Annotated in this window: 17 protein-coding genes; 9 read left to right on the top strand and 8 right to left on the bottom strand. The window is 55.9% G+C overall.

Features of this window, described 5'->3' with window-relative positions:
* Window positions 1-294 precede the first annotated feature (294 nt).
* Window positions 295-1,437, top strand: a complete 1,143-nt coding sequence (locus tag HGO40_RS20785; protein WP_250964553.1) for an MFS transporter — start codon at window positions 295-297, stop codon at window positions 1,435-1,437.
* A 140-nt stretch (window positions 1,438-1,577) separates the two neighbouring features.
* On the opposite strand, the gene HGO40_RS20780 is transcribed toward HGO40_RS20785, so the two are convergent.
* Together HGO40_RS20780 and HGO40_RS20775 are read right to left on the bottom strand one after the other, a co-directional pair.
* The gene (locus HGO40_RS20780) at window positions 1,578-3,143 is read right to left on the bottom strand and encodes a phospholipase D family protein (protein WP_250964552.1); all 1,566 of its coding nucleotides are present in this window, start codon (window positions 3,141-3,143) and stop codon (window positions 1,578-1,580) included.
* A 61-nt stretch (window positions 3,144-3,204) separates the two neighbouring features.
* Entirely contained in the window at window positions 3,205-4,638 is a 1,434-nt protein-coding gene (locus tag HGO40_RS20775) for an aminotransferase-like domain-containing protein (RefSeq protein ID WP_250964551.1), read from the bottom strand.
* A gap of 179 nt (window positions 4,639-4,817) precedes the next feature.
* On the opposite strand from HGO40_RS20775, the gene HGO40_RS20770 reads away from it, so the two are divergent.
* Window positions 4,818-5,063: a DUF1127 domain-containing protein gene (locus HGO40_RS20770; protein ID WP_250964550.1), complete on the top strand. Its 246-nt coding sequence runs from the start codon at window positions 4,818-4,820 to the stop codon at window positions 5,061-5,063.
* Window positions 5,064-5,237: 174 nt separating this feature from the next.
* Here HGO40_RS20770 and HGO40_RS20765 read toward each other — a convergent pair whose 3' ends face one another.
* Window positions 5,238-6,551 carry an NAD(P)/FAD-dependent oxidoreductase gene (locus tag HGO40_RS20765; RefSeq protein WP_250964549.1) on the bottom strand — a complete coding sequence of 438 codons (1,314 nt, stop codon included), beginning with the start codon at window positions 6,549-6,551 and terminating at the stop codon, window positions 5,238-5,240.
* Window positions 6,552-6,696: 145 nt separating this feature from the next.
* Between HGO40_RS20765 and HGO40_RS20760 the strand changes: the two genes are divergently transcribed.
* Window positions 6,697-7,050, top strand: coding sequence for a YkgJ family cysteine cluster protein (locus tag HGO40_RS20760; RefSeq protein ID WP_003206850.1), 354 nt, complete (start codon window positions 6,697-6,699; stop codon window positions 7,048-7,050).
* Window positions 7,051-7,202: 152 nt separating this feature from the next.
* Here HGO40_RS20760 and HGO40_RS20755 read toward each other — a convergent pair whose 3' ends face one another.
* On the bottom strand, window positions 7,203-7,691 hold the full coding sequence (locus HGO40_RS20755) for an Lrp/AsnC ligand binding domain-containing protein (protein WP_003206849.1): 489 nt from the start codon (window positions 7,689-7,691) through the stop codon (window positions 7,203-7,205).
* A 155-nt stretch (window positions 7,692-7,846) separates the two neighbouring features.
* Between HGO40_RS20755 and dadA the strand changes: the two genes are divergently transcribed.
* The 5 genes from dadA (at window position 7,847) to HGO40_RS20730 (ending at window position 11,918) form a co-directional block, all read left to right on the top strand.
* Window positions 7,847-9,151 (top strand): D-amino acid dehydrogenase, encoded by a 1,305-nt coding sequence (dadA, locus tag HGO40_RS20750; protein ID WP_250964548.1) that lies wholly within the window; start codon window positions 7,847-7,849, stop codon window positions 9,149-9,151.
* A complete protein-coding gene (locus HGO40_RS20745; protein ID WP_250964547.1) occupies window positions 9,123-9,476 on the top strand; it encodes a RidA family protein in 354 nt (117 codons plus the stop codon). Before dadA ends, HGO40_RS20745 begins: the two co-directional genes overlap by 29 nt.
* A gap of 97 nt (window positions 9,477-9,573) precedes the next feature.
* Window positions 9,574-10,647, top strand: coding sequence for an alanine racemase (gene alr / locus HGO40_RS20740; protein ID WP_250964546.1), 1,074 nt, complete (start codon window positions 9,574-9,576; stop codon window positions 10,645-10,647).
* A gap of 128 nt (window positions 10,648-10,775) precedes the next feature.
* Window positions 10,776-11,324, top strand: a complete 549-nt coding sequence (locus HGO40_RS20735) for a cupin domain-containing protein (RefSeq protein WP_250964545.1) — start codon at window positions 10,776-10,778, stop codon at window positions 11,322-11,324.
* Window positions 11,325-11,507: 183 nt separating this feature from the next.
* Window positions 11,508-11,918 (top strand): c-type cytochrome, encoded by a 411-nt coding sequence (locus HGO40_RS20730; protein WP_186706911.1) that lies wholly within the window; start codon window positions 11,508-11,510, stop codon window positions 11,916-11,918.
* 71 nt (window positions 11,919-11,989) lie between these two features.
* Here the strand turns inward: HGO40_RS20730 and HGO40_RS20725 are convergent, their stop codons facing one another.
* Genes HGO40_RS20725 through lanM form a run of 4 tightly spaced genes read right to left on the bottom strand, consistent with a single transcriptional unit; the run spans window position 11,990 to window position 17,399 of the window.
* A complete protein-coding gene (locus HGO40_RS20725; protein WP_250964544.1) occupies window positions 11,990-12,724 on the bottom strand; it encodes an AAA family ATPase in 735 nt (244 codons plus the stop codon).
* Window positions 12,717-13,595, bottom strand: a complete 879-nt coding sequence (locus HGO40_RS20720) for an ABC transporter ATP-binding protein (RefSeq protein ID WP_250964543.1) — start codon at window positions 13,593-13,595, stop codon at window positions 12,717-12,719. Before HGO40_RS20720 ends, HGO40_RS20725 begins: the two co-directional genes overlap by 8 nt.
* Entirely contained in the window at window positions 13,588-14,469 is an 882-nt protein-coding gene (locus tag HGO40_RS20715) for an ABC transporter transmembrane domain-containing protein (RefSeq protein WP_250964542.1), read from the bottom strand. Before HGO40_RS20715 ends, HGO40_RS20720 begins: the two co-directional genes overlap by 8 nt.
* Window positions 14,466-17,399 carry a type 2 lanthipeptide synthetase LanM gene (lanM, locus tag HGO40_RS20710; protein WP_250964541.1) on the bottom strand — a complete coding sequence of 978 codons (2,934 nt, stop codon included), beginning with the start codon at window positions 17,397-17,399 and terminating at the stop codon, window positions 14,466-14,468. The genes HGO40_RS20715 and lanM overlap by 4 nt, the downstream gene beginning before the upstream one ends.
* 709 nt (window positions 17,400-18,108) lie before the next feature.
* Between lanM and HGO40_RS20705 the strand changes: the two genes are divergently transcribed.
* Window positions 18,109-20,043, top strand: a complete 1,935-nt coding sequence (locus HGO40_RS20705) for an acetyl-CoA hydrolase/transferase C-terminal domain-containing protein (RefSeq protein WP_250964540.1) — start codon at window positions 18,109-18,111, stop codon at window positions 20,041-20,043.
* The last annotated feature ends 67 nt before the right edge of the window (window positions 20,044-20,110 follow it).

Here is a 20,110-nt window from a genome sequence, read left to right as displayed (position 1 = left end):
CATGCAGCGCTGATTCCTTTGTGGGAGCGGGCTTGCTCGCAAAAGCGGTTTAACATTCAACGGCTAAGTTGACTGGCTCTCCGCCTTCGCGAGCAAGCTCGCTCCCACACGGATGTTGCATCGGGCACAAGATGTGGTGCTCACATCAGATTTCCTGTGGGAGCGAGCTTGCTCGCGATAGCGGCCTGACAGTCGACGACGTTGTTGAATGTTAAACCGCCATCGCAAGCAAGCTCGCTCCCACAGTGTTTTGAGTGATGGCTGAATTCGATAACCCTCCACAGGAGCGTGGAAATGCGTTGGGCAACCTATTTCGCCGTGTTGGCGTCTGTCCTGAGCGTCGGCCTGGCCTTGGGCGTGAGCATGCCGCTGGTATCGCTGCGCCTGGAGGGTTGGGGTTATGGCTCGTTCGCCATTGGCGTGATGGCTGCGATGCCGGCCGTGGGGGTGTTGCTCGGGGCCAAGGTGTCGAGCCGTCTGGCGGCGCGGTTCGGCACGGCGGCGTTGATGCGCCTGTGCCTATGGGGCGGGGCAGTGTCCATCGGGCTCCTGGCGCTGCTGCCCAGTTATACAGTCTGGTTGCTGTTGCGCCTGATGATCGGCGTAGTCCTGACCTTGGTGTTCATCCTGGGTGAAAGCTGGATCAATCAATTGGTCATTGAAAAATGGCGTGGACGGCTGGTGGCGCTGTACGGCAGCAGCTACGCCCTGAGCCAGTTGTCCGGCCCGCTGCTGTTGGGCGCGCTGGGGACCGATCATGACTACGGGTTCTGGGGGGGCGTCGGTCTGCTGTTGGTCGCACCTTTGTTGTTGCTGGGCCGCAGCGGTGCGCCCAGTAGTGAGGCCGGCAACGTCACGTTCAGTGATTTGTGGACGTTCTGCCGTGGCTTGCCAGCGATTGCCTGGGCGGTCTCGTTGTTCGCTGCGTTCGAGGCGATGATCCTCACCTTGCTGCCGGTGTATTGCCTGCGCCAGGGTTTCACGGCTGACATCGCGCTGGCGATGGTCAGCACCGTGGTGGTCGGCGATGCCTTGCTGCAGTTGCCCATCGGTGCCCTGGCCGATCGTGTATCTCGCCGGGCTCTGTTGACGGGATGTGCGGTGGCATTGATGTTATCGAGCCTGGCGGTTCCGCTGCTGATCGATACCCTGCTGATCTGGCCGTTGTGGGTGCTGTTCGGCGCCAGCGCGGGCGGTTTGTTCACGTTGTCGCTGATCCTGATCGGCGAGCGTTACCGTGACGATGCGCTGGTGCGGGCCAACGCCCATGTCGCGCAACTGTGGGGGCTCGGTTGCCTGGTCGGCCCGCTGGTGGCGGGGGCGGGCAGCCAATGGATCAGCGGCCATGCGCTGCCTTTGTTCATGGCGGCGGGGGCGTTCGGGCTGGTGATCCTGCTGTTTCGCCAGGGGGCGTTTGGGAGCACGCAGGCTGCCTGAATATCCCGAAACCCTTTAGCAAGGGGGCTTTTGTGGCGAGGGAGCTTGCTCCCGCTCGGTTGCGCAGCAACCCAAAGCCGGGACTGCTTCGCAGTCCAGCGGGAGCAAGCTCCCTCGCCACAAAAGCGCCGTGTCCGCCTCTAAAGCATCCGCTCCAGTCCGATCGTCGTGCTGAACCAGGCATTGAACCGGCGCCACCAACTGCCCGGTTCGCGGGCCAGGTCGTGGGTCTGGCCATTGTCTTCGGTGGTCCACACAAGCGTTCCATCTTCCAGCCTCGCCTGGTAGCTCAAAGCCGGCGCCATGCCTTGCAAGGCCAGCTCACGGACTTGTCCGGCGAGTTCAGGGCTGTCCACCAGCACGCCGACTTCGGTGTTCCACAGTACCGAGCGCGGGTCGAAATTGAACGAGCCGATGAACGACTTCTGCTGGTCGAAGATGATCGCCTTGCTGTGCAGGCTGGAGTCCGATTCGCCGTAGGACTTGCTGTAGAACAAGTGAGCGCTGCCGCCGGTGTCGCCCGGTTGCCGTCGCAACTCGAACAGGCGCACGCCATGTTGCAGCAGGGCCTTGCGGTACGGCGCGTAGCCGCCGTGCACGGCGGGCACGTCGGTGGCTTCCAGGGAATTGGTCAGCAGGCTCACCGACACACCGGCATCGGCGCGACTGGTCAGGTACACCAGGCCTGGCTGGCCGGGGACGAAGTAGGCGGAAATCATGATCAGTTCTTTGCTGACGCCCGTCAGCTCGGGGGCCAGTTGGGTGGTCAGCAATAGCTGCGGGTCCGGTTCACCCTTGGCCAGCACTTTACTGGGCGCGTCCCACAGCGCCTGGTTCCAGGCCCAGATCAACTGGTCACGCCACGTATCCAGGCGCGGTTGGGTCTTGTAGGCAGTCAATTGCTGGTAAAGCGCGTGGTTTTCCTTGTGGGTCTGCTCCAGCGACTCTTGCAGGCGCAGCCGACTGTTGGCCAGGTCCTTGGGCGTGGGGCGGTGGGACAGGAACTGTTCGATAGGTTTGCTCAGGGCGCTGTTCCAGTACTGGTCGAAACTGTGCCCCAATTGTTCGGCCACCGGACCGACGCCGAGCAGGTCGATGTCGGTGAAGTTCAGGTTGGGTTCGGCGTCGAAATACTCATCGCCCAGGTTGCGGCCGCCAACGATGGCCATGCTGTTGTCGGCCAGCCACAGCTTGTTGTGCATCCGCCGGTGTTGCAGCGACAGGTTGAACAGGCGCCCGAGGCCGCGGGTCACGCCGGTAGCGCGTCCGAGGTGCAGCGGATTGAACAGGCGGATCTGGATCTGTGGGTGAGCGGCAAGGGTCGCGATGATCTGGTCGAGGCCATCGCTGGTGGTGTCGTCCAGCAGGATCCGCACGCGCACGCCCCGGTCGGCGGCCTTGAGCAATTCATCCACCAGCATGCGCGTACTGATGCCGTCGTGGACGATGTAGTACTGCAAATCCAGGCTGCCTTGGGCGTTGCGAATCAGCTCGGCTCGGGCGGTGAAGGCCTCGGTGCTGTCCGATAGCAGCCGAAAGCCCGAGCGTCCTTCGTGGGGCGCGGCCTGGGCCTGGACCGAGCGGCCGAACGAGGATTCGGCGGCGGGCAAGGCCTGGGAGGGCTCACGGGTGACATCAAGACCGGCGCAGCCGCTCAGCAGTGAGGCGACTAACAGCAACGCAGGCAGGATCGGTCTGGATCTCACGTAGGATCGTTCCGCTTGTTGGTAGTGATCGGCTGTTGGGTGCTGCTTCCCTGGTTAACGTTCAGACGACATCGCGCTGGGTTTCGTTCAACAGTGCGATGGCGGCCGCTCCGACCTTGCGCACAGCCTCTTCGATCTGGGCCGTTGGCTTGGCAGCGTAGTACATCCGCAGGCAGTTGCGGTACTTGCCCGATGCCGAAAAGATGCTGCCGACGGCGACCTGCACGCCTTGGTCCAGCAGGACCCGATTGAGCTTCAGCGTATCGAAGCCGTCGGGCAGTTCCACCCACAGCATGAAACTGCCCCGCGGGCGGCTGGCACGGGTACCCGCTGGAAAATAGCGGCTGACCCAGTCAATCATCACGTCGCGATTGCGCTGGTATTGCGTGCGCATCCGCCGCAAATGGGGTTCGAAATGCCCAGCCTTGAGAAACTCGGCAATGGCGATCTGCGGCTGTGGCGCGGTAGAGCCGGTGCTGATGTATTTCATGTGCAGCACCCGCTCCAGATACCGGCCTGGCGCGACCCAACCAATGCGCAGGCCAGGCGCCAGGGTCTTGGAAAACGAACTGCAGAGTAAGACGCGGCCGTCTTCATCGAACGACTTGATGGTGCGTGGGCGAGGGTAGGTGTAGGCCAATTCCCCATACACGTCATCTTCAATAATCGCCACGTCGAAGCGTTGCGCCAGGTTCAGCAGCGCGCGTTTATTGGCGTCGGGCATGATGTAGCCCAGTGGGTTGTTGCAGCTGGGCGTCAACTGTATGGCCTTGATGGGCCATTGCTCCAGGGCCAGTTCCAGCGCATCCAGGCTGATGCCGGTAAGCGGGTCGGTGGGGATTTCCAGGGCTTTCATGCCCAGGCCCTTGAGGGTTTGCATGGCCCCGTGAAAGCTGGGTGAGTCCACCGCGACGATATCGCCTTGTTCGCAGGTGGCGCGGATGCTGACCGACAGGGCTTCGTGACAGCCGGTGGTGACGATCAGGTCATTGGGGCCCAATTGGCAGCCGGCGTCCAGCGACAGCCGGGCGATCTGCTCGCGCAATGCGAGGTTGCCGTAGATGTTGTCGTAATACAGGCCCGGCATGTCTTGTCGGCGGCTGATCTGCGCCAGGCTGCGTAGCAGCGGTTTCATGGTCGGTGAATGGATATCCGGCATGCCTCGGCCCAGTTGCACCACGTCCGGGCGCGGTACGGCGCGTATCAGTTCCAGCACCTGGTCCCACTGTGAAATGTCCACGGGACGCTGGGCCGGGCGGCCAATCACCGGCAGGTCCGGCAGTTCGCGGCTCACGGGCACGAAATAACCTGACTTGGGTCTCGGCATCGCCAGCCCGCTGTCCTCCAGCACGCGATAGGCCTGCTGCACCGTACTCAAGCTGACCCCATGCTCCGTGCTCAATGCCCGTACAGAAGGCAGCCGGTCGCCAGGACGGTAGAAGCCCTGTTCGATGCGGGTGCCGAGCAGTTCGGCGAGGTTCACATAGAGGGTCATGGTGCGCTCCCGATGAGATGAACAACTGCAACCGATACAGTTGGGTTGGAAAATGACGATTCAGTGCCGGAAATACCAAATCTGTATGCTTATAAAAGAATTGGGTTGAATCTGTATTGCTTTTAGCCGTCCGCGCATCATGAAACCTCTGGCTACCCAAGTAAACAGGAGCGATCAAAATGAACGGCTTGAGCGATGTGCGGCTGACGTTACACAGTCAGGAACTGGCGGCAGGGCAAGAGAAAGGGCTGCGCAGCGCAACATTGCGCAATGCACCGTCCGGCCTGAGCCGCTGGGGCCTGTTCTGGCATCGTCTGCATACACGCAAGGCCTTGTTGGAACTTACACCCGAACAGTTGCGTGACGTCGGGCTGAGCCGAGAGCAGGCGCGGGAGGAGGGGCTGAAGCCGTTCTGGCGGCTTTGAAGCGCGCAGGACCTGTGGCGAAGGGATTTATCCCCGCTGGGCTGCGAAGCAGCCCCAAGGCCATCTACCTGACACGCCCGGTTGTCAGGTTTTAGGGCCGCTTCGCGCCCCAGCGGGGATAAATCCCCTCGCCACATTGATAGGTGTCTGGTCCCACTGGTTGGTATTCAGGGGTCAAACCAACTCTTTCAACCGATGCCACAACATCCCCAACGCCAACAACGGTGAGCGCAAATGCTTGCCACCCGGGAAGGTCATGTGCGGGACCTGGGCGAACAGGTCGAAACCGCTGCTCTGCTGCCCGCTGATGGCTTCGGCCAACAATATGCCAGCCAGGTGCGTGGCGTTCACGCCGTGGCCGGAATAGGCTTGGGCGTAATACACATTGGGTTGGGCCTTGAGCCGGCCGATCTGCGGCAAGCGGTTGGCACCGATGCCAATCATCCCGCCCCATTGATAGTCGATTTTCACGCCTGCCAACTGCGGGAACACCTTGAGCATCTTCGGACGCATGTAGGCGCCAATGTCCTGCGGGTCGCGGCCGGAATAGTGACAGGCCCCGCCGAACAACAAGCGACGATCGGCCGAAAGCCGGTAGTAATCCAATGCCACCCGTTGGTCGCAGACCGCCATGTTCTGCGGCAACAACGCCTGTGCCTGCGCCTGGCTCAAGGGTTCAGTGGCGATGATGTAGCTGCCGGCCGGCAACACTTTACCGCCGAGTTGCGGGTTGAGTCCGTTGAGGTAGGCGTTGCAGCCCAGGACCAGTGTCTTGGCGTGGACCGAGCCCTGTTGGGTATGCACCTTCACTTCAGGGCCGTAGTCGATACGCGTGACCGCCGATTGTTCGAACAGCCGGACCCCCAGTTGCTGCGCGGCGGCGGCTTCGCCCAAGGCCAGGTTAAGGGGATGCAGATGGCCCGAGCCCATGTCGATCAATCCGCCGACGTAGCGATCCGAGCCTACGACGCTGTGCATTTCGTCGGCTTGCAGCAGCCGGGTCGGGTGGCGATATCCGAGGCTGCGCAGTTCTTCGGCGTCTTCGGCGAAGCCTTCCAGGTCGCCGGGTTTGTTGGCGAGGTCACAGTAACCCCAGGTAAGGTCGCAAGGAATCTGGAAGCGCTCGACCCGCTGCCGAACGATTTCCACCGCCTCAAGGCCCATGAGCTTCATCTGGCGCACACCGTCGGTGCCGATGATGGACGCGAACTGGTCGAGGCCATGGCCGACGCCGCGGATCAATTGGCCGCCGTTGCGCCCGCTGGCGCCCCAGCCGATCCGGTGCGCCTCCAGCAGCGCCACGCTCATGCCGCGTTCAGCCAGTTCGATCGCCGTGTTCAACCCGGAGAACCCGCCGCCGACGACGCAGACGTCCACCCGCAACTCCCCCTGCAACACCGGATGGTCCGGTTGCGGCAGGCTGCTGGCGGCGTAGTAAGAGGCGGCGTGCGCGTGGTTCGGGACAGGTTGCTGAACACGGGCGTTCATGTGCGTAATCCTGATTGTTCTGTTTGAGAAATTTTACGGAGCATAAGCCGGGGATTCCTCCTCGGGCAACACCGGTCGGTTGGCGCTGTCTGGTCCGCGGCTTTTAAGGCAGAATCCCGGATAGTCCTTCTCGGTAACCGTCTCGATGAGCTGCAACAGTCAAAAAATTCGCACGCTACGCCAGCAGATTCCCTCGTTCGAGTGCGTACCGGGCTGCCATGACTGCTGCGGTCCGGTCACCACCTCGCCCGAGGAGATGGCCCGCTTGCCTCGCAAGACCCGCGCCGAACAGGATGCGGCCATGGAAGCGCTCGACTGCGTGCACCTGGGGCCCAACGGTTGCACGGTCTATGACGAACGTCCGCTGATCTGTCGGCTGTTCGGCACCACGGCGACCTTGCCGTGTCCCAATGGCCGGCGGCCGGTGGAACTGATTCATCCGCGGGTGGAGAAGCAGATTCATGAGTACATGGCCAGCACTCGGCAGGTGTTGGTCTAGCGGTCTGGCATACCGAGTCGCGCCTTTCGCGAGCAGGCTCGCTCCCACAATGGAACTCCGTTGTCCACAAGAGGGTAATCACCACCGCACGATGTGGGAGCGAGCTTGCTCGCGAAAGCGGTCCTCCAGGCAACCATTGCCTTGAGCCAGGCTCAATCCGGAATCGGCAGGTTCAAGCTCTCCTTCACTTCTTCCATCACGATGTAGCTCTTGGATTCGCGCACGTGGGGCAACTTGAGCAGGATGTCCCCCAACAGTTTGCGGTACGAGGCCATCTCGGAAATCCGTGCTTTCACCAGGTAGTCGAAATCCCCTGACACCAGGTGACATTCCAGCACGTGAGGCAATTTCAGCACGGCGCGTCGGAATTCTTCAAAGGTGTCGCCGGATTTGTAGTCGAGGCTGATCTCGACAAACACCAGCAGGCTGCCCTTCAAGTGCTGCGGGTTGAGCCGGGCGTTGTAGCCCATGATGATCCCTTCGCGCTCCAGGCGCCGTACCCGCTCGGTACAGGGCGTGGTGGAGAGACCGACCTTTTCCCCCAGCTCGGTGAAGGAAATCCGTCCGTCCGCCTGGAGGATCCGCAGGATGTTGCGGTCGATCTTGTCCAACTCGCGTTTGGTCTGGGTGTTGGTACGCACAGGTGATGCGCCTCCATGAAAAGGGGTTTTGCCGAGAATTCTCGCCAAATATAGGTGTTTATATAGTGAAAAGCACTGGCTGATCTTTTTTACACTGCGCCCATCAAAGCTATGTACAACAAACGTCAGCGGTTATCCGCGATGAGGGCATCAACATGCGCGTTCTGGTCTTGGGTAGCGGCGTCATCGGTACCGTCAGTGCTTATTACCTGGCTCGTGCCGGGTTTGAAGTGGTGGTGGTCGACCGTCAGCCAGCACCTGCCATGGAAACCAGTTTCGCCAATGCCGGTCAGGTGTCGCCGGGTTATGCCTCGCCGTGGGCCGCGCCGGGCGTGCCGCTCAAGGCCATCAAATGGCTGCTGCAACGCCATGCGCCACTGGCGATCAAGGCCACTGCCGACATCGATCAATACCTGTGGATGGCGCAGATGCTGCGCAATTGCACCGCCAACCGCTACGCAATCAACAAGGAGCGCATGGTCCGCCTGTCCGAGTACAGCCGTGACTGCCTCGACGAACTGCGCGCCGAAACCGGCATCGCCTACGAAGGCCGTAGCCTCGGGACTACGCAGCTGTTCCGCACCCAGGCCCAGCTCGATGGCGCGGCGAAAGACATCGCCGTGTTGAAAGAGTCCGGCGTACCGTTCGAAGTACTCGACCGCGAAGGCATCGCCCGGGTCGAACCGGCCCTGGCCAACGTCACCGACATCCTGGCGGGTGCCTTGCGCTTGCCCAACGACCAGACTGGCGACTGCCAGATGTTTACCACGCGCCTGGCAGAAATGGCGGTGAAGCTGGGCGTGCAATTCCGCTTCGGCCAGGACATCCAACGGCTGGACTTCGCCGGTGATCGCATCAACGGCGTCTGGAGCGACGGCAAGCTGGAAACCGCCGACCGTTATGTGCTCGCCCTGGGCAGCTATTCGCCACAACTGCTCAAGCCCCTCGGGATCCGTGCACCGGTGTATCCGCTCAAGGGTTACTCCCTGACCGTGCCGATCACCAACCCGGCCATGGCACCGACCTCGACCATTCTCGACGAAACCTACAAGGTCGCGATCACCCGCTTCGACAATCGCATTCGGGTGGGCGGCATGGCTGAAATTGCCGGTTTTGACCTCTCGCTGAACCCACGTCGGCGCGAAACCCTGGAGATGATCGTCAACGACCTTTATCCTCAGGGCGGCGACCTGGCCCAGGCCAGTTTCTGGACCGGCTTGCGTCCGACGACCCCGGACGGCACGCCAATCGTAGGCGCCACGCCGTTCAAGAATCTGTTCCTGAACACCGGCCACGGTACCCTCGGGTGGACCATGGCTTGTGGTTCCGGTCGCCTGTTGGCTGACCTGATGGCAAAGAAAAAGCCTCAGATCAGCGCCGAAGGCCTCGATATTTCCCGTTACGGCAGCAAACCCCAGGAGTCTGCAAAACATGTCAATCCAGCGCCAGCTCACCAATGACCGCATGAGCCAGGTTGTCGTGCACAACGGCACCGTTTACCTGGCCGGGCAGGTCGGCGACGACATGAACGCCGGTATTGAGCAGCAGACCCGCGAATGCCTGGCCAATATCGAACGCTTGCTGGACCTGTCCGGGACTGACAAGACGCGGCTGTTATCGGTGACGATCTACCTGAAGGACATCGAGGCCCATTTCGCAGGCATGAATGCCGTCTGGGACCAATGGTTGCCCAAAGGCGCCGCCCCGGCCCGTGCCACGGTTGAGGCCAAGCTGTGTGAACCGGAGATTCTGGTGGAGCTGTCCGTCGTGGCCGCGCTGCCTTAATCCCCGGCCGAAACGATCCCTCTTCCGGCGCTGCGGGCGGTTCATGCCGTCAGCCCGCGCCGGTTTTTTATTGATGACCGCCTAGAAGCCTGCCGCCATGCGTCCTGCCCGTGCCCTGATCGATCTCCAAGCCCTGCGTCACAACTACCAATTGGCTCGCGAAGTCACGGGGGCCAAAGCCCTTGCGGTGATCAAGGCCGATGCCTACGGGCACGGCGCGGTGCGTTGCGCCGAGGCGCTGCAGGACATGGCGGACGGGTTTGCCGTGGCCTGCATCGAAGAGGCCCTGGAATTGCGGGCCGGCGGGATTCGTGGGCCGATCCTGCTGTTGGAAGGGTTCTTCGAAGCCGATGAGTTGCCACTGATCGTCGAGCACGATTTCTGGTGCGTGGTGCATTCGTTGTGGCAGCTTGAAGCGATTGAAAAAGCCCCTCTGAGCCAGCCAATCACCGTCTGGCTCAAGCTCGATTCCGGCATGCACCGGGTCGGCCTGCATCCGGCTGATTACCAGGCGGCCTACCGCCGCCTGCTCGCCAGCGGCAAAGTGGGGAAGATTGTGTTGATGAGCCACTTCGCCCGTGCCGATGAACTGCACGATCCCAGCAGTACCGAGCAGTTGGCGATCTTCGACAAAGCCCGCCAGGGCCTGGTGGCGCCGATCAGCCTGCGCAATTCACCGGCGGTGCTAGGCTGGCCGCAGATACCCAGCGACTGGGTGCGCCCGGGCATCATGCTCTACGGGGCCACGCCTTTTGATGAGCCCAACGCTGTCGCCTCGCGCTTGCAACCGGTGATGACCCTGGAATCGAAGATCATCAGCGTGCGCGAATTGCCTGCCGGCGAGCCGGTGGGCTATGGCGCTCGCTTCGTGACCACGCAACCGGCCCGGGTGGGCGTGGTCGCCATGGGTTATGCCGACGGCTACCCACGCCAGGCCCCCACCGGTACGCCGGTGCTGGTGGAGGGGCAGCGCAGCCAGTTGGTGGGCCGGGTGTCGATGGACATGCTGGCTGTCGACTTGACCCATATCCCCCAGGCCGGGCTCGGCTCGACCGTGGAATTGTGGGGCAAGCACATCCTCGCCAGCGATGTCGCCAAGGCCGCCGACACGATTCCTTATCAGATTTTCTGCAATCTGCGGCGGGTGCCACGGCTCTATTCCGGGGCCTGACACGAAGCGCCGCCTACCGAAAGTCGCTTCACCGCACGGGATTCGGGTCAAAGTGTTGTAAATACTGAACGCTGTCGCCATGATAACGCTCACTTTCCACACAACCTGATTCCCTGGAGGCTCCAGCATTGGACGTCGGTGAACGACTGCAATCCATTCGTAAACTCAAAGGCCTTTCCCAGCGTGAACTCGCCAAGCGCGCGGGCGTCACCAACAGCACTATTTCGATGATCGAGAAGAACAGCGTCAGCCCCTCGATCAGCTCGCTGCGTAAGGTCCTTGGCGGGATTCCCATGTCCATGGTCGAATTTTTCTCCGAAGAGATCCTCCAGGAGAAACCGACCCAGATCGTCTACAAAGCCAACGAACTGATCGACATCTCCGACGGCGCCGTGACCATGAAGCTGGTGGGCAGGGCACACCCGAGCCGGGCGATTGCCTTCCTCAATGAAATCTATCCACCGGGTGCCGATACCGGTGAAGAGATGCTCACCCATGAGGGCGAGGAAACCGGGATCCTGGTGGAAGGGCGGCTGGAATTGGTGGTTGGCGTCGAAACCTTCGTGCTCGAAGCCGGCGACAGCTATTATTTCGACAGCACCAAGCCGCACCGTTTCCGTAATCCGTTCGACGTGCCGGCGCGACTGATCAGCGCAGCCACACCGGCCAATTTCTAGACCGAGAGGCGCCAGGCCCGCGTGGCCAAGGCGCCCGCTTGTTGGGCTGTCATGACAAACAAGACCCTTGCGACTTTGGGGTTGTTTCAGAGTGACAGGCTTACCGCTATACTTGCGCCCGCCTGCAAACCGTGGCCGCAGGCGTGACTAGCCACCATTGAGGGTGTACGCGTGAACCTAATTATGAAAATGCTGGCTGCACCAGCAACCGTATTGGCCCTATGGGCTGCGACCGCTCAAGCGGCGCCGAACGACGAAATCGCCAAGCGCCTTGAACCCGTCGGCCAGGTCTGCGTCCAGGGCAAGGAATGCAAGGGTATGGAAGTCGTGGCTTCGGCTGGCGGCGGGGCTGCCAAGACGCCGAAAGACGTGATCGCAAAACACTGCAATGCTTGCCACGGCACTGGCCTGCTGGGCGCGCCGAAAATCGGCGACAAGGCTGCCTGGAAAGAGCGCGCCGACCACCAGGGTGGTCTCGATGGCATCCTGGCCAAGGCAATTACTGGCGTGAACGCCATGCCGCCTAAAGGCACCTGCGCCGACTGCTCCGATGACGACCTCAAGGGCGCCATCAAAGAGATGTCTGGCCTGTAATCAAATAGATGGTTGAGGTGAGTCGTAAGGCTACCTCAACCATTGATTTCGAGGTGATGGTTGATCAGCACTTAGACATGATGCTTATCAAAAACCAGCTTTTTCAAATACTCACCTGAAGAGTTCAAAACGGCCTTGTAGATACTATAGGCCTCTGTTTCTTCGGGCTCAATTTTCTCGAAAGTCCCATCGCTAATCTGAAGTAATTCGCACCCTGGCATGGACATTATTATCGGGGAGTGCGTCGCAATTATAAATTGAGCACCTTCAGTGGCAAGTTCAAAAATTCGTAAAATGAATGCTAATTGCCGCTGTGGCGATAAAGAAGCTTCAGGCTCATCAAGGATATAAAGTCCTTTATTATTCAATCTAAACTGAAATAGTTTCTCCATGGCTTCTCCATGGGAAATACTATGTAAGTCACGGCCACCATAATAGGTCTTTATCTCTGGTGACAAGCTGTTTTCTTCATCGAGGCGTCGAATTTCCGTATTTAGGTTATAGAAGGTTTCTGCTCTATAAAAAAATAGATCTTTTTCCTTGATATGTCCTTTTGATAGTATCAGTTCCTGATGAAGGTCAGAGTGCGTTTCTTCTGTCTTAAATATAAAATTCTTCCCCCCGCCTTCAGGGTTGCAACCGAGCTTGACCGCAATACCTTCAAGTAAAGTCGATTTGCCACATCCATTTTCCCCGATGATGATGGTGATAGGTTGAGTGAAGTTGATTGGAAACAGATTGCGCAAACAAGAGCGAATACTCGCCGCTGGCTTTAATCGGACTTCTCGCAAATATAAATTATTCATGTTGAGTGCCTTCAAATATCCTTTTTACTGATTCATTGATTCCGACCAGCGAGAGCGCGGTCTCAAGTGATTGGCGACTTGCCATTGCGAATAGGCCGACGTATCCCAGTAAATAGATGTACTTTGATCCCAGTAGTTCTGGAGTTGTCGAGGCAATAAAAATCACGATGAATACAGTAGCGATCGCAATTAGTACCTCTGGCATGGAGCAAAGTAGCAAACTGATTTTCTGATGCTTATGGCGAGCGCCCGCCGCCTTGTTGAGCCGCTGATAATGTTTTCTATAATTGCAGCGATGCCGAGCGATGTTGGCTGATTTAATAAGTGTCAAGAAAGAAGCTTTGTATTTTTCCTCTTTCAATATTTCAGCTTGATAAAGTTTGGTGATGATGGGAGAAGATTTCTTTAACTGCAGAGCGGTCAGCAACCAAATGAAGAGTAAAGGTATTAGGAAGTAAGGTGTTTCTACTATAAGTAAGCAGGATGTTGTTACAACCAATAAGCCGGAGCCGAACAGATAAAGTGCGCTTGAAATTGCTGTTGCTATGCGAGCCGTATCTTCCGTGATTCGGGTAATAAATGCGCCATGTGCCGTAAAACTACGGTGGATATAAATATATTCTATAAGACTCACCCGTAGACTCGTCTCGGCATAGGCGTTTAAACTATCAGCAATACCTTGCAAAATAGTTCTTGCGATAAAGACAGTGGCCAGTTTGCTTAGTGATTCCACAACATAAACTGTATCAGTGATTTTTATTACTCCCTGAGAAATAATATATGGGATGAGCAACTGACAGCCGGCTGACAACACAAGGCATAGGCTGACCAACATTAGAATTAAAGAGTTCGTCTTTAGCACGTTACCCATCGGTTGCTCCTGAAAGGCACCGATCAATTCTCATTCGGCGATAGCGTGCTTCACCGGTCGCGTAATATATACTTACGAGTGCCGCTGTCGGTACGAGCACTCGTTCGAGGTATATGGCAGCGGAGACAAAGTCACCGATAGATAATGTATCGTTCGCGATGGAGTTGGAGCCAATATAGAATAATAAAATTATACCTATCAAGTAAGAGAGGTTGGAGGCGAGTTCGAGTAAGGCTATTTTTGCCCTGGAGATTAATGATAGAAGCTTGATCTGGCGGTTGCTTTCTTTCAGATGTCCAAGGTTTGATAATGAAGGTGAGTTTTTGGAGTTGCTGATGTTGGAAATCAGTTGGGTGTTAGTTTCAACATATTTTTTATATGAGCTAGAATAGGTTTTTCGTGTGAGTATTTTGAATGTGACGATGTACAGGATCGCTGATAAAGGTGCGATAGTTAATGAGGGGTTGTAATGAAATACTATGAATAGAGCGGGGAGTAGAGCACTAAGACTTGATGCGATGTCCAAATAGATGTTGTGATATAGATAAATGCTGCCTTCTACGTCGCCATCTATTAAGTCGATTGCTGCTCCAGAGCTTTCAGAGGTTGTCTTGGGAATGATTTTTTCGGTCAGCCTGGATTTTAATTTTTTTCGGGTGGCCGTAGAAAGTTTTTGGACATATAAGTGTGAAGCTAGTCTCCCGCAGGGGGTGGCGATAATTAGTACGCAAGCGGCAGAAATGATCAGCATATCTATTTCCCCATGCTTGGTATAAAGGTTAATTGCCTGGCCTATGAGATAAGGGGGCGCGATGCCAATTAAAGCACCGGCTACCCCAATTAAAATGACCCGTAAATTCAAGAACATTGTCATATGAGTTTCATTTCGTGGGCGAGAAATGGGAATTTAAAGTTCTGGTTAAGCAGTCCTATTGATCCTAGCAACGAGCCAACCTTTCCTACCCATAAACCTAGCGGGTCCGCCGACCTTGTCCTCAGCTCTCGTGTGTCATATTCGGCCAGATTTAGCACGTTGGCCCAGATATATGTTCGATAGTCCGATAAGGCTTCAGGGTTTAGTTCCTTAATCAAATTTAGCAATCCGTACGCACCGTGGCAAAGCGAGTCGTTTACGGGGCGCTTTCTCGCCAATAAGCTATCAAAAGAGAATAGCTTGTTTGGTGGGTTTTTTTCTAGAAATGTGATTGCCTCATGAATACCTTTGGATGCAAAGTAACGAAGTGCCAGATAGTTTCCAGGTAAACCATGGCTCCATGAAAACTCTCCTGGAGATGAGTCGGTAGATCTTCTTCTATAGTCCTTCCAGTTGTCGATATCGGAATCAAACTCAGATAGTTCCCAGTCCAAAAAGCCCGAAAATACTGAACCAATCGATTCGCTTTGCATGATAGTGTTGTTGAAATAGAAGATGGCATACGCGCAGCCCATAACACCGTGAGAAATACCGCTGAGTAATCCATCGTCACGAGTGGTTATCGACTTTCCAAAAGTCACCATGTTTCGTCCGTTTACAATGCCTAATTCGGATTCGATTTTTTCATAAAAAGCTTTTCCTAATAACGAAAACTCCGAATCATTTGTCAGTTCATAAAGCTTGGTAACAACTGTTAGTGTTCCAAATGATCCAGAGAGCAGGTCATTTCCCCAGAAATATTTCTGCCACCAGCTGTCGGTAATGACTTCCTTCAAATAGCTTTTGTACATAGATAACAAAACATTGCTTCTTTTATCTTTATAAAATTCCAGGCTTATGTATAAGGGGAGGATGGTGGACGATAAACCGAAATGAAGACCCCCCAAGTGACTGCCTGGATTGGTTAATTTTGTGTGGACTCTCGCATACACATGATTTAATAAGTCATGGGTAGCATCCTTTGAGACGGCCACCCACTGACCAGCCAATATGCATCCATAAAGGATTCCCGATAAGCCATAGTAATAATCGTCGCCTAATTCGGAGTATTCTACATAACCGCCAGGAGACGCATGGAACCCTAGCCATAAACCATTTGTCGACAACTCATCGGTTATTTGAGTGTTAATAAACTCGACGTTTCGATTTTGTGCTAGTCGGACAGCGTGTAGTATCGAGTCTAAACTTCGGTTGGCTATAGTATCCAGGCAATCATGCTGACGAAATTCATGGTCGGTCAAGCGCTTATCGTGCTCGTACATATTTTGCATTGCGATCAATGTATTTTTTATTAAGCTTGTTTCGAAAGCTGTTCGGCACGTTGACAGATTCCTCAAGTAATCAATGCTATTGGTTAACCCGTCTACGTATTCGAGAGAATTCAAATGCCCCTTTCCTAGATAGCAAGGTTCGAAAAATTGAAGTTTCCCAACCTGGCTTTTAGCATACGGAATATCTAAGTTCATACATGCTTGGATCTCTGCTTCCAAAAAACCAATAGCGGGAGCGGTTTCGTTATCAAGGATTTTCTTTAGAAAACCTCTTCGGTTTTCGCTGGAGCTCATCAGGGAAGCGTGAAGTGAGCATTGAATGGCATAATGATAAGTGGCTGTTGCTCTGGGTACGTATCTGCAAGGCAGACCAGAGAGCAAGCTGATAAAGCTAATAAGTGATTCTTTTTGCTTCTCGATCAGCTGAAAGAAGCAATGGAATCCTTCGGTTATTTCTTTATAGTATTCCCAAGGCTTTACGGCTTGCCCCTTAAAGTACAGAACGTTTTTTCCGGGTAGAATTTTCACTCCGTCCATGTCAAAGCTATCGTTGCCGTGTTTATCCTCTATATGTTGGTATAGGTTTAAACTGACATATTGTTCGTTTAATCCACCTAGCGCACTTAAATCCACCCCTATCCCGTCGGTACCTTTCCAAGTCCAGTTCGGTAATATACTGGTCTGAGTGGCATTCCAACGTATCTCCTTGGGAATACTATCGATGTTAAGAACATTATAAAAAATTGTCTCCAAGTCGATAGGAATCGGACTGCTTGCATGGGCGATGAGATTGTCGGATGTAATATCTGAAGCTGTGAAGGCGGTGCAGAATCCGAGTAAGAAGCCTGAGCGTTTATAGAATTGTTCTACCTGCAGCTGAGATTGGGCGGGGAGTTGCGGTACAAATTGCGTCCATCCATGATCTGAGCCGACAATATAATTAGGAATTGTCCATTCGCTATAATCATCGCCCGCATTGTCCGATAGAATCCGTAGCAACGTTGACGCTATGGATTCAAGCTCTAAGTTTCTTGGTTTATAGACGATTCGTTCACCGTTACAGAACGTCAATATACACACCGTCGCGGAGCCGTTATGAGTTTCGCCTTCCGAGACTTCACATTTTTTCAGAGAATTAGAACTATTAATATTGGCTATTTTGCTCAAGGCTTTTTTGTCACGTATGAGATTTTTTGCCAAGCGCAAGCTTTGCTCGAAAAAATTATGGGAGATTGTTTCTAGTAGTCTGTCCAGTTCCGGATATGCGGTCAATATGTCGTGCAGGTAACTTGTGGTGTTTCTGATAATTTTATAATGTTCCTTGGCAGTGATTCTTGCAGCGGGGGCAGTTTTCTCCAAAATGCTTCGTTCGGCGAAAAGGACATTATTAGCTGTCGCCATAACTCTGGCGGTCAAATTGTGAAGAAAACCATTAATGATGACTGATTGGTCATTGTCTGATAACTCGCCTAATTCATGGAGTGCTTGTTTGCTTTTATGTGTGTAGTAAGAGAGATACGGCCATACGGGGCAGTCGGTGCTGATGTCTACTGATTTGGCTAATGCGGAATTGGTTAGGAAATCTAAAGGTATTATCATGATGCGTCCCGTAGATATAGGTGGCCGATAAGAGATCGGCCACCATCTTCAATTAACTGTGAGTAGCCCAGCAGCATTGGTGCCAACATTGGGAGCAGCAGCTTGTGCAAGGCCGTGTCCCACTTGATGCGGCAGTTAGGTTGCTATAAGCCTGAATAGCTAGTGATAAAATCGGGGTGCTATCAGTGAGCAATGTTTTCCTCGCGCTCTGTATGGCTTTTAGATCAATTTGCATATAGATACCTCTAAAGTAATTAGCTGAGTCATGTGCAGTGGGTGACTTTGCTTGTTGTGAAGATTTGAATGTTAGGAAGAGTTCATGTCTGTGTTCCTTTTGTATTAATTGAAGGTGATAAGAGTCGTCGGTTTTTTACGGTTTAAGTTTTTCTGATATTTGCATTAATAAATATTAATCCTCCTCCAGTGAATATCAATCGGAGGCTGCCGATAACATTGAGTGAATATTGAAGAATTTAAGTAGTGCGTGTTCAATCTGTGGGTGGGAGTATTCTTTGCTTCTTGGATATTTGTAGGATGTTGCGTAGGAAATTTTTGAATTCTGAAAAATATTCAATTTGGTTTGGACTTTATATGCTCCCTTCCAAGTGACTGATTACAGACAGGATTTCCTCTCGTGGGGCTGTTCATCGCAACCAAGACCCGGCAAGCTCGGTCCAACCCACATTCATGGAATGTCCTGGAGGGTCCGATGGTGCAGTTGTGTTCAATCGAACAGGCGGTGGATGACGTGCTTGAGCGCCTGCCGGCGCATATTCACCTGGGCATGCCCCTGGGGCTGGGCAAGCCCAACCTGTTCGCCAACGCGCTGTACCGGCGCATCGCAGAACTGCCCGAGCGACAGCTGACCCTCTACACCGCCCTGAGCCTGGGCCGGCCGAACCTGGGCGACGGTTTGCAGAAGCGCTTCCTCGAACCCTTTATCGAACGGGTCTTCGGTGATTACCCCGAGCTGGATTTCTTGGCGGACCTGCAGCGGGACAGCCTGCCGGCCAACATCCGCGTCCAGCAATTCTTCATGCAGCCCGGCAGCCTGCTGCATAGCACGTCGGCCCAGCAGGACTACGTCAGCAGCAACTACAGTCATGCGGCCCGGGACATCAATGCCGCCGGCTTGAACCTGGTGGCGCAACTGGTAGCGAGCGATCCGGAGCACCCGGATCGCCTGAGCCTGAGCTGCAACCCGGACATCACCCTCGACCTGCTGCCGATGATCGCCAAGCGGCGCGAGGCCGGGGAGACCATTCTCATGGTGGGCCAGGTCCACAGCGACTTGCCCTACATGCCCGGCGACGCGGAAGTCGGCATCGACGCTTTCGACCTGTTGATCGACGAAAAGGACAGCCACACGTTGTTCTCCACGCCGAACATGCCGGTGGGTTTCCAGGACCATTTGATCGGCCTGCACGCCAGTACCCTGGTGCGCGATGGCGGTACGTTGCAGATCGGTATCGGCTCGATGGGCGACGCATTGACCGCGGCACTGCTGGCGCGCCAGGCCGATAACGCCGGCTACCAGGCGTTGCTGGCGGACCTGAACCTTAGCCAGTGGGCGCAATTGATCGAGCATGAGGGCGGGGTCGAGCCGTTTGCCAAAGGGCTGTACGGTTGCAGTGAAATGTTCGTCAACGGTTTGCTGGCGCTGGCGGAGGCCGGGATCATCCGGCGCAAGGTCTACCCCGACGAGGCGACCCAGGAGCGGGCCAATGCCGGGACGCTCGACGAGGCGGCGCAACCCGACGGCATCTGCATACACGGCGGATTCTTCCTCGGCCCGCGCAGCTTTTACGAGCGCCTGCGCGAGCTGCCGCAAAGCCGTCTGCGCGAATGCAACATGACGCGCATCAGTTACATCAACGAGCTGTACGGCCAGGAACAGCTCAAGCGCCTGCAACGCCTCGATGCCCGTTTCATCAACACGGTTTTCACCATGACCCTGATGGGCGCCGGAGTCGCCGATCAGTTGGAAGATGGGCGGGTGCTCAGCGGTGTGGGCGGGCAGTACAACTTCGTTGCCCAGGGCCATGCGCTGGAGGGCGGGCGCGCGATCCTGCTGCTGCGCAGTTGGCGTGAGGCCGGGGGCGAGATCAGCTCGCACATCGTCTGGGAGTATGGCCATTGCACGATTCCCCGGCACCTGCGGGACATCGTGGTCACCGAATACGGCATCGCCGACCTGCGCGGAAAGACCGACGCGGCGGTGAGCGAGGCGTTACTGAACATCAGCGACTCACGCTTCCAGCCCGGCTTGATCGAGCAGGCGCAAAAGGCCGGCAAGCTGCCGAAGGATTTCCGTCTCGATCCGCGGTTCGCCGACAACACCTCGGAGCGCTTGCAGGCGATCCAGGCACGTCATCCGAACCTGTTTCCCGAGTACCCGCTGGGTTGTGATTTCGATGGGCTGGAGCGGGATCTGCTGCGGGCGCTGAACTGGCTCAAGAGCAAGTTCAAGCTCACTGAGATCCTGGAGCTGGGCAAAGCCGCGCTGGATGCACCGGAGCCCTGGGAATATGCCGGGCATCTGGAGCGGATGCAGTTGACCAGTCCCGAGGGGTTGAAGGAGGAATTGGCCCAGCGGTTGTTGCTGGCGGGGCTCAAGGCGACTGTGCAACAACAATCAACCTGAAACCCCTGTGGGAGCGAGCTTGCTCGCGATGGCGGTGTATCTGTTACCTAAAGGGTCCTTATACACA

The organism is Pseudomonas sp. CG7, assembly GCF_023701885.1.
Taxonomy (GTDB): domain Bacteria; phylum Pseudomonadota; class Gammaproteobacteria; order Pseudomonadales; family Pseudomonadaceae; genus Aquipseudomonas; species Aquipseudomonas zanjanensis.
This window is presented reverse-complemented; position numbering and strand designations above follow the sequence as displayed.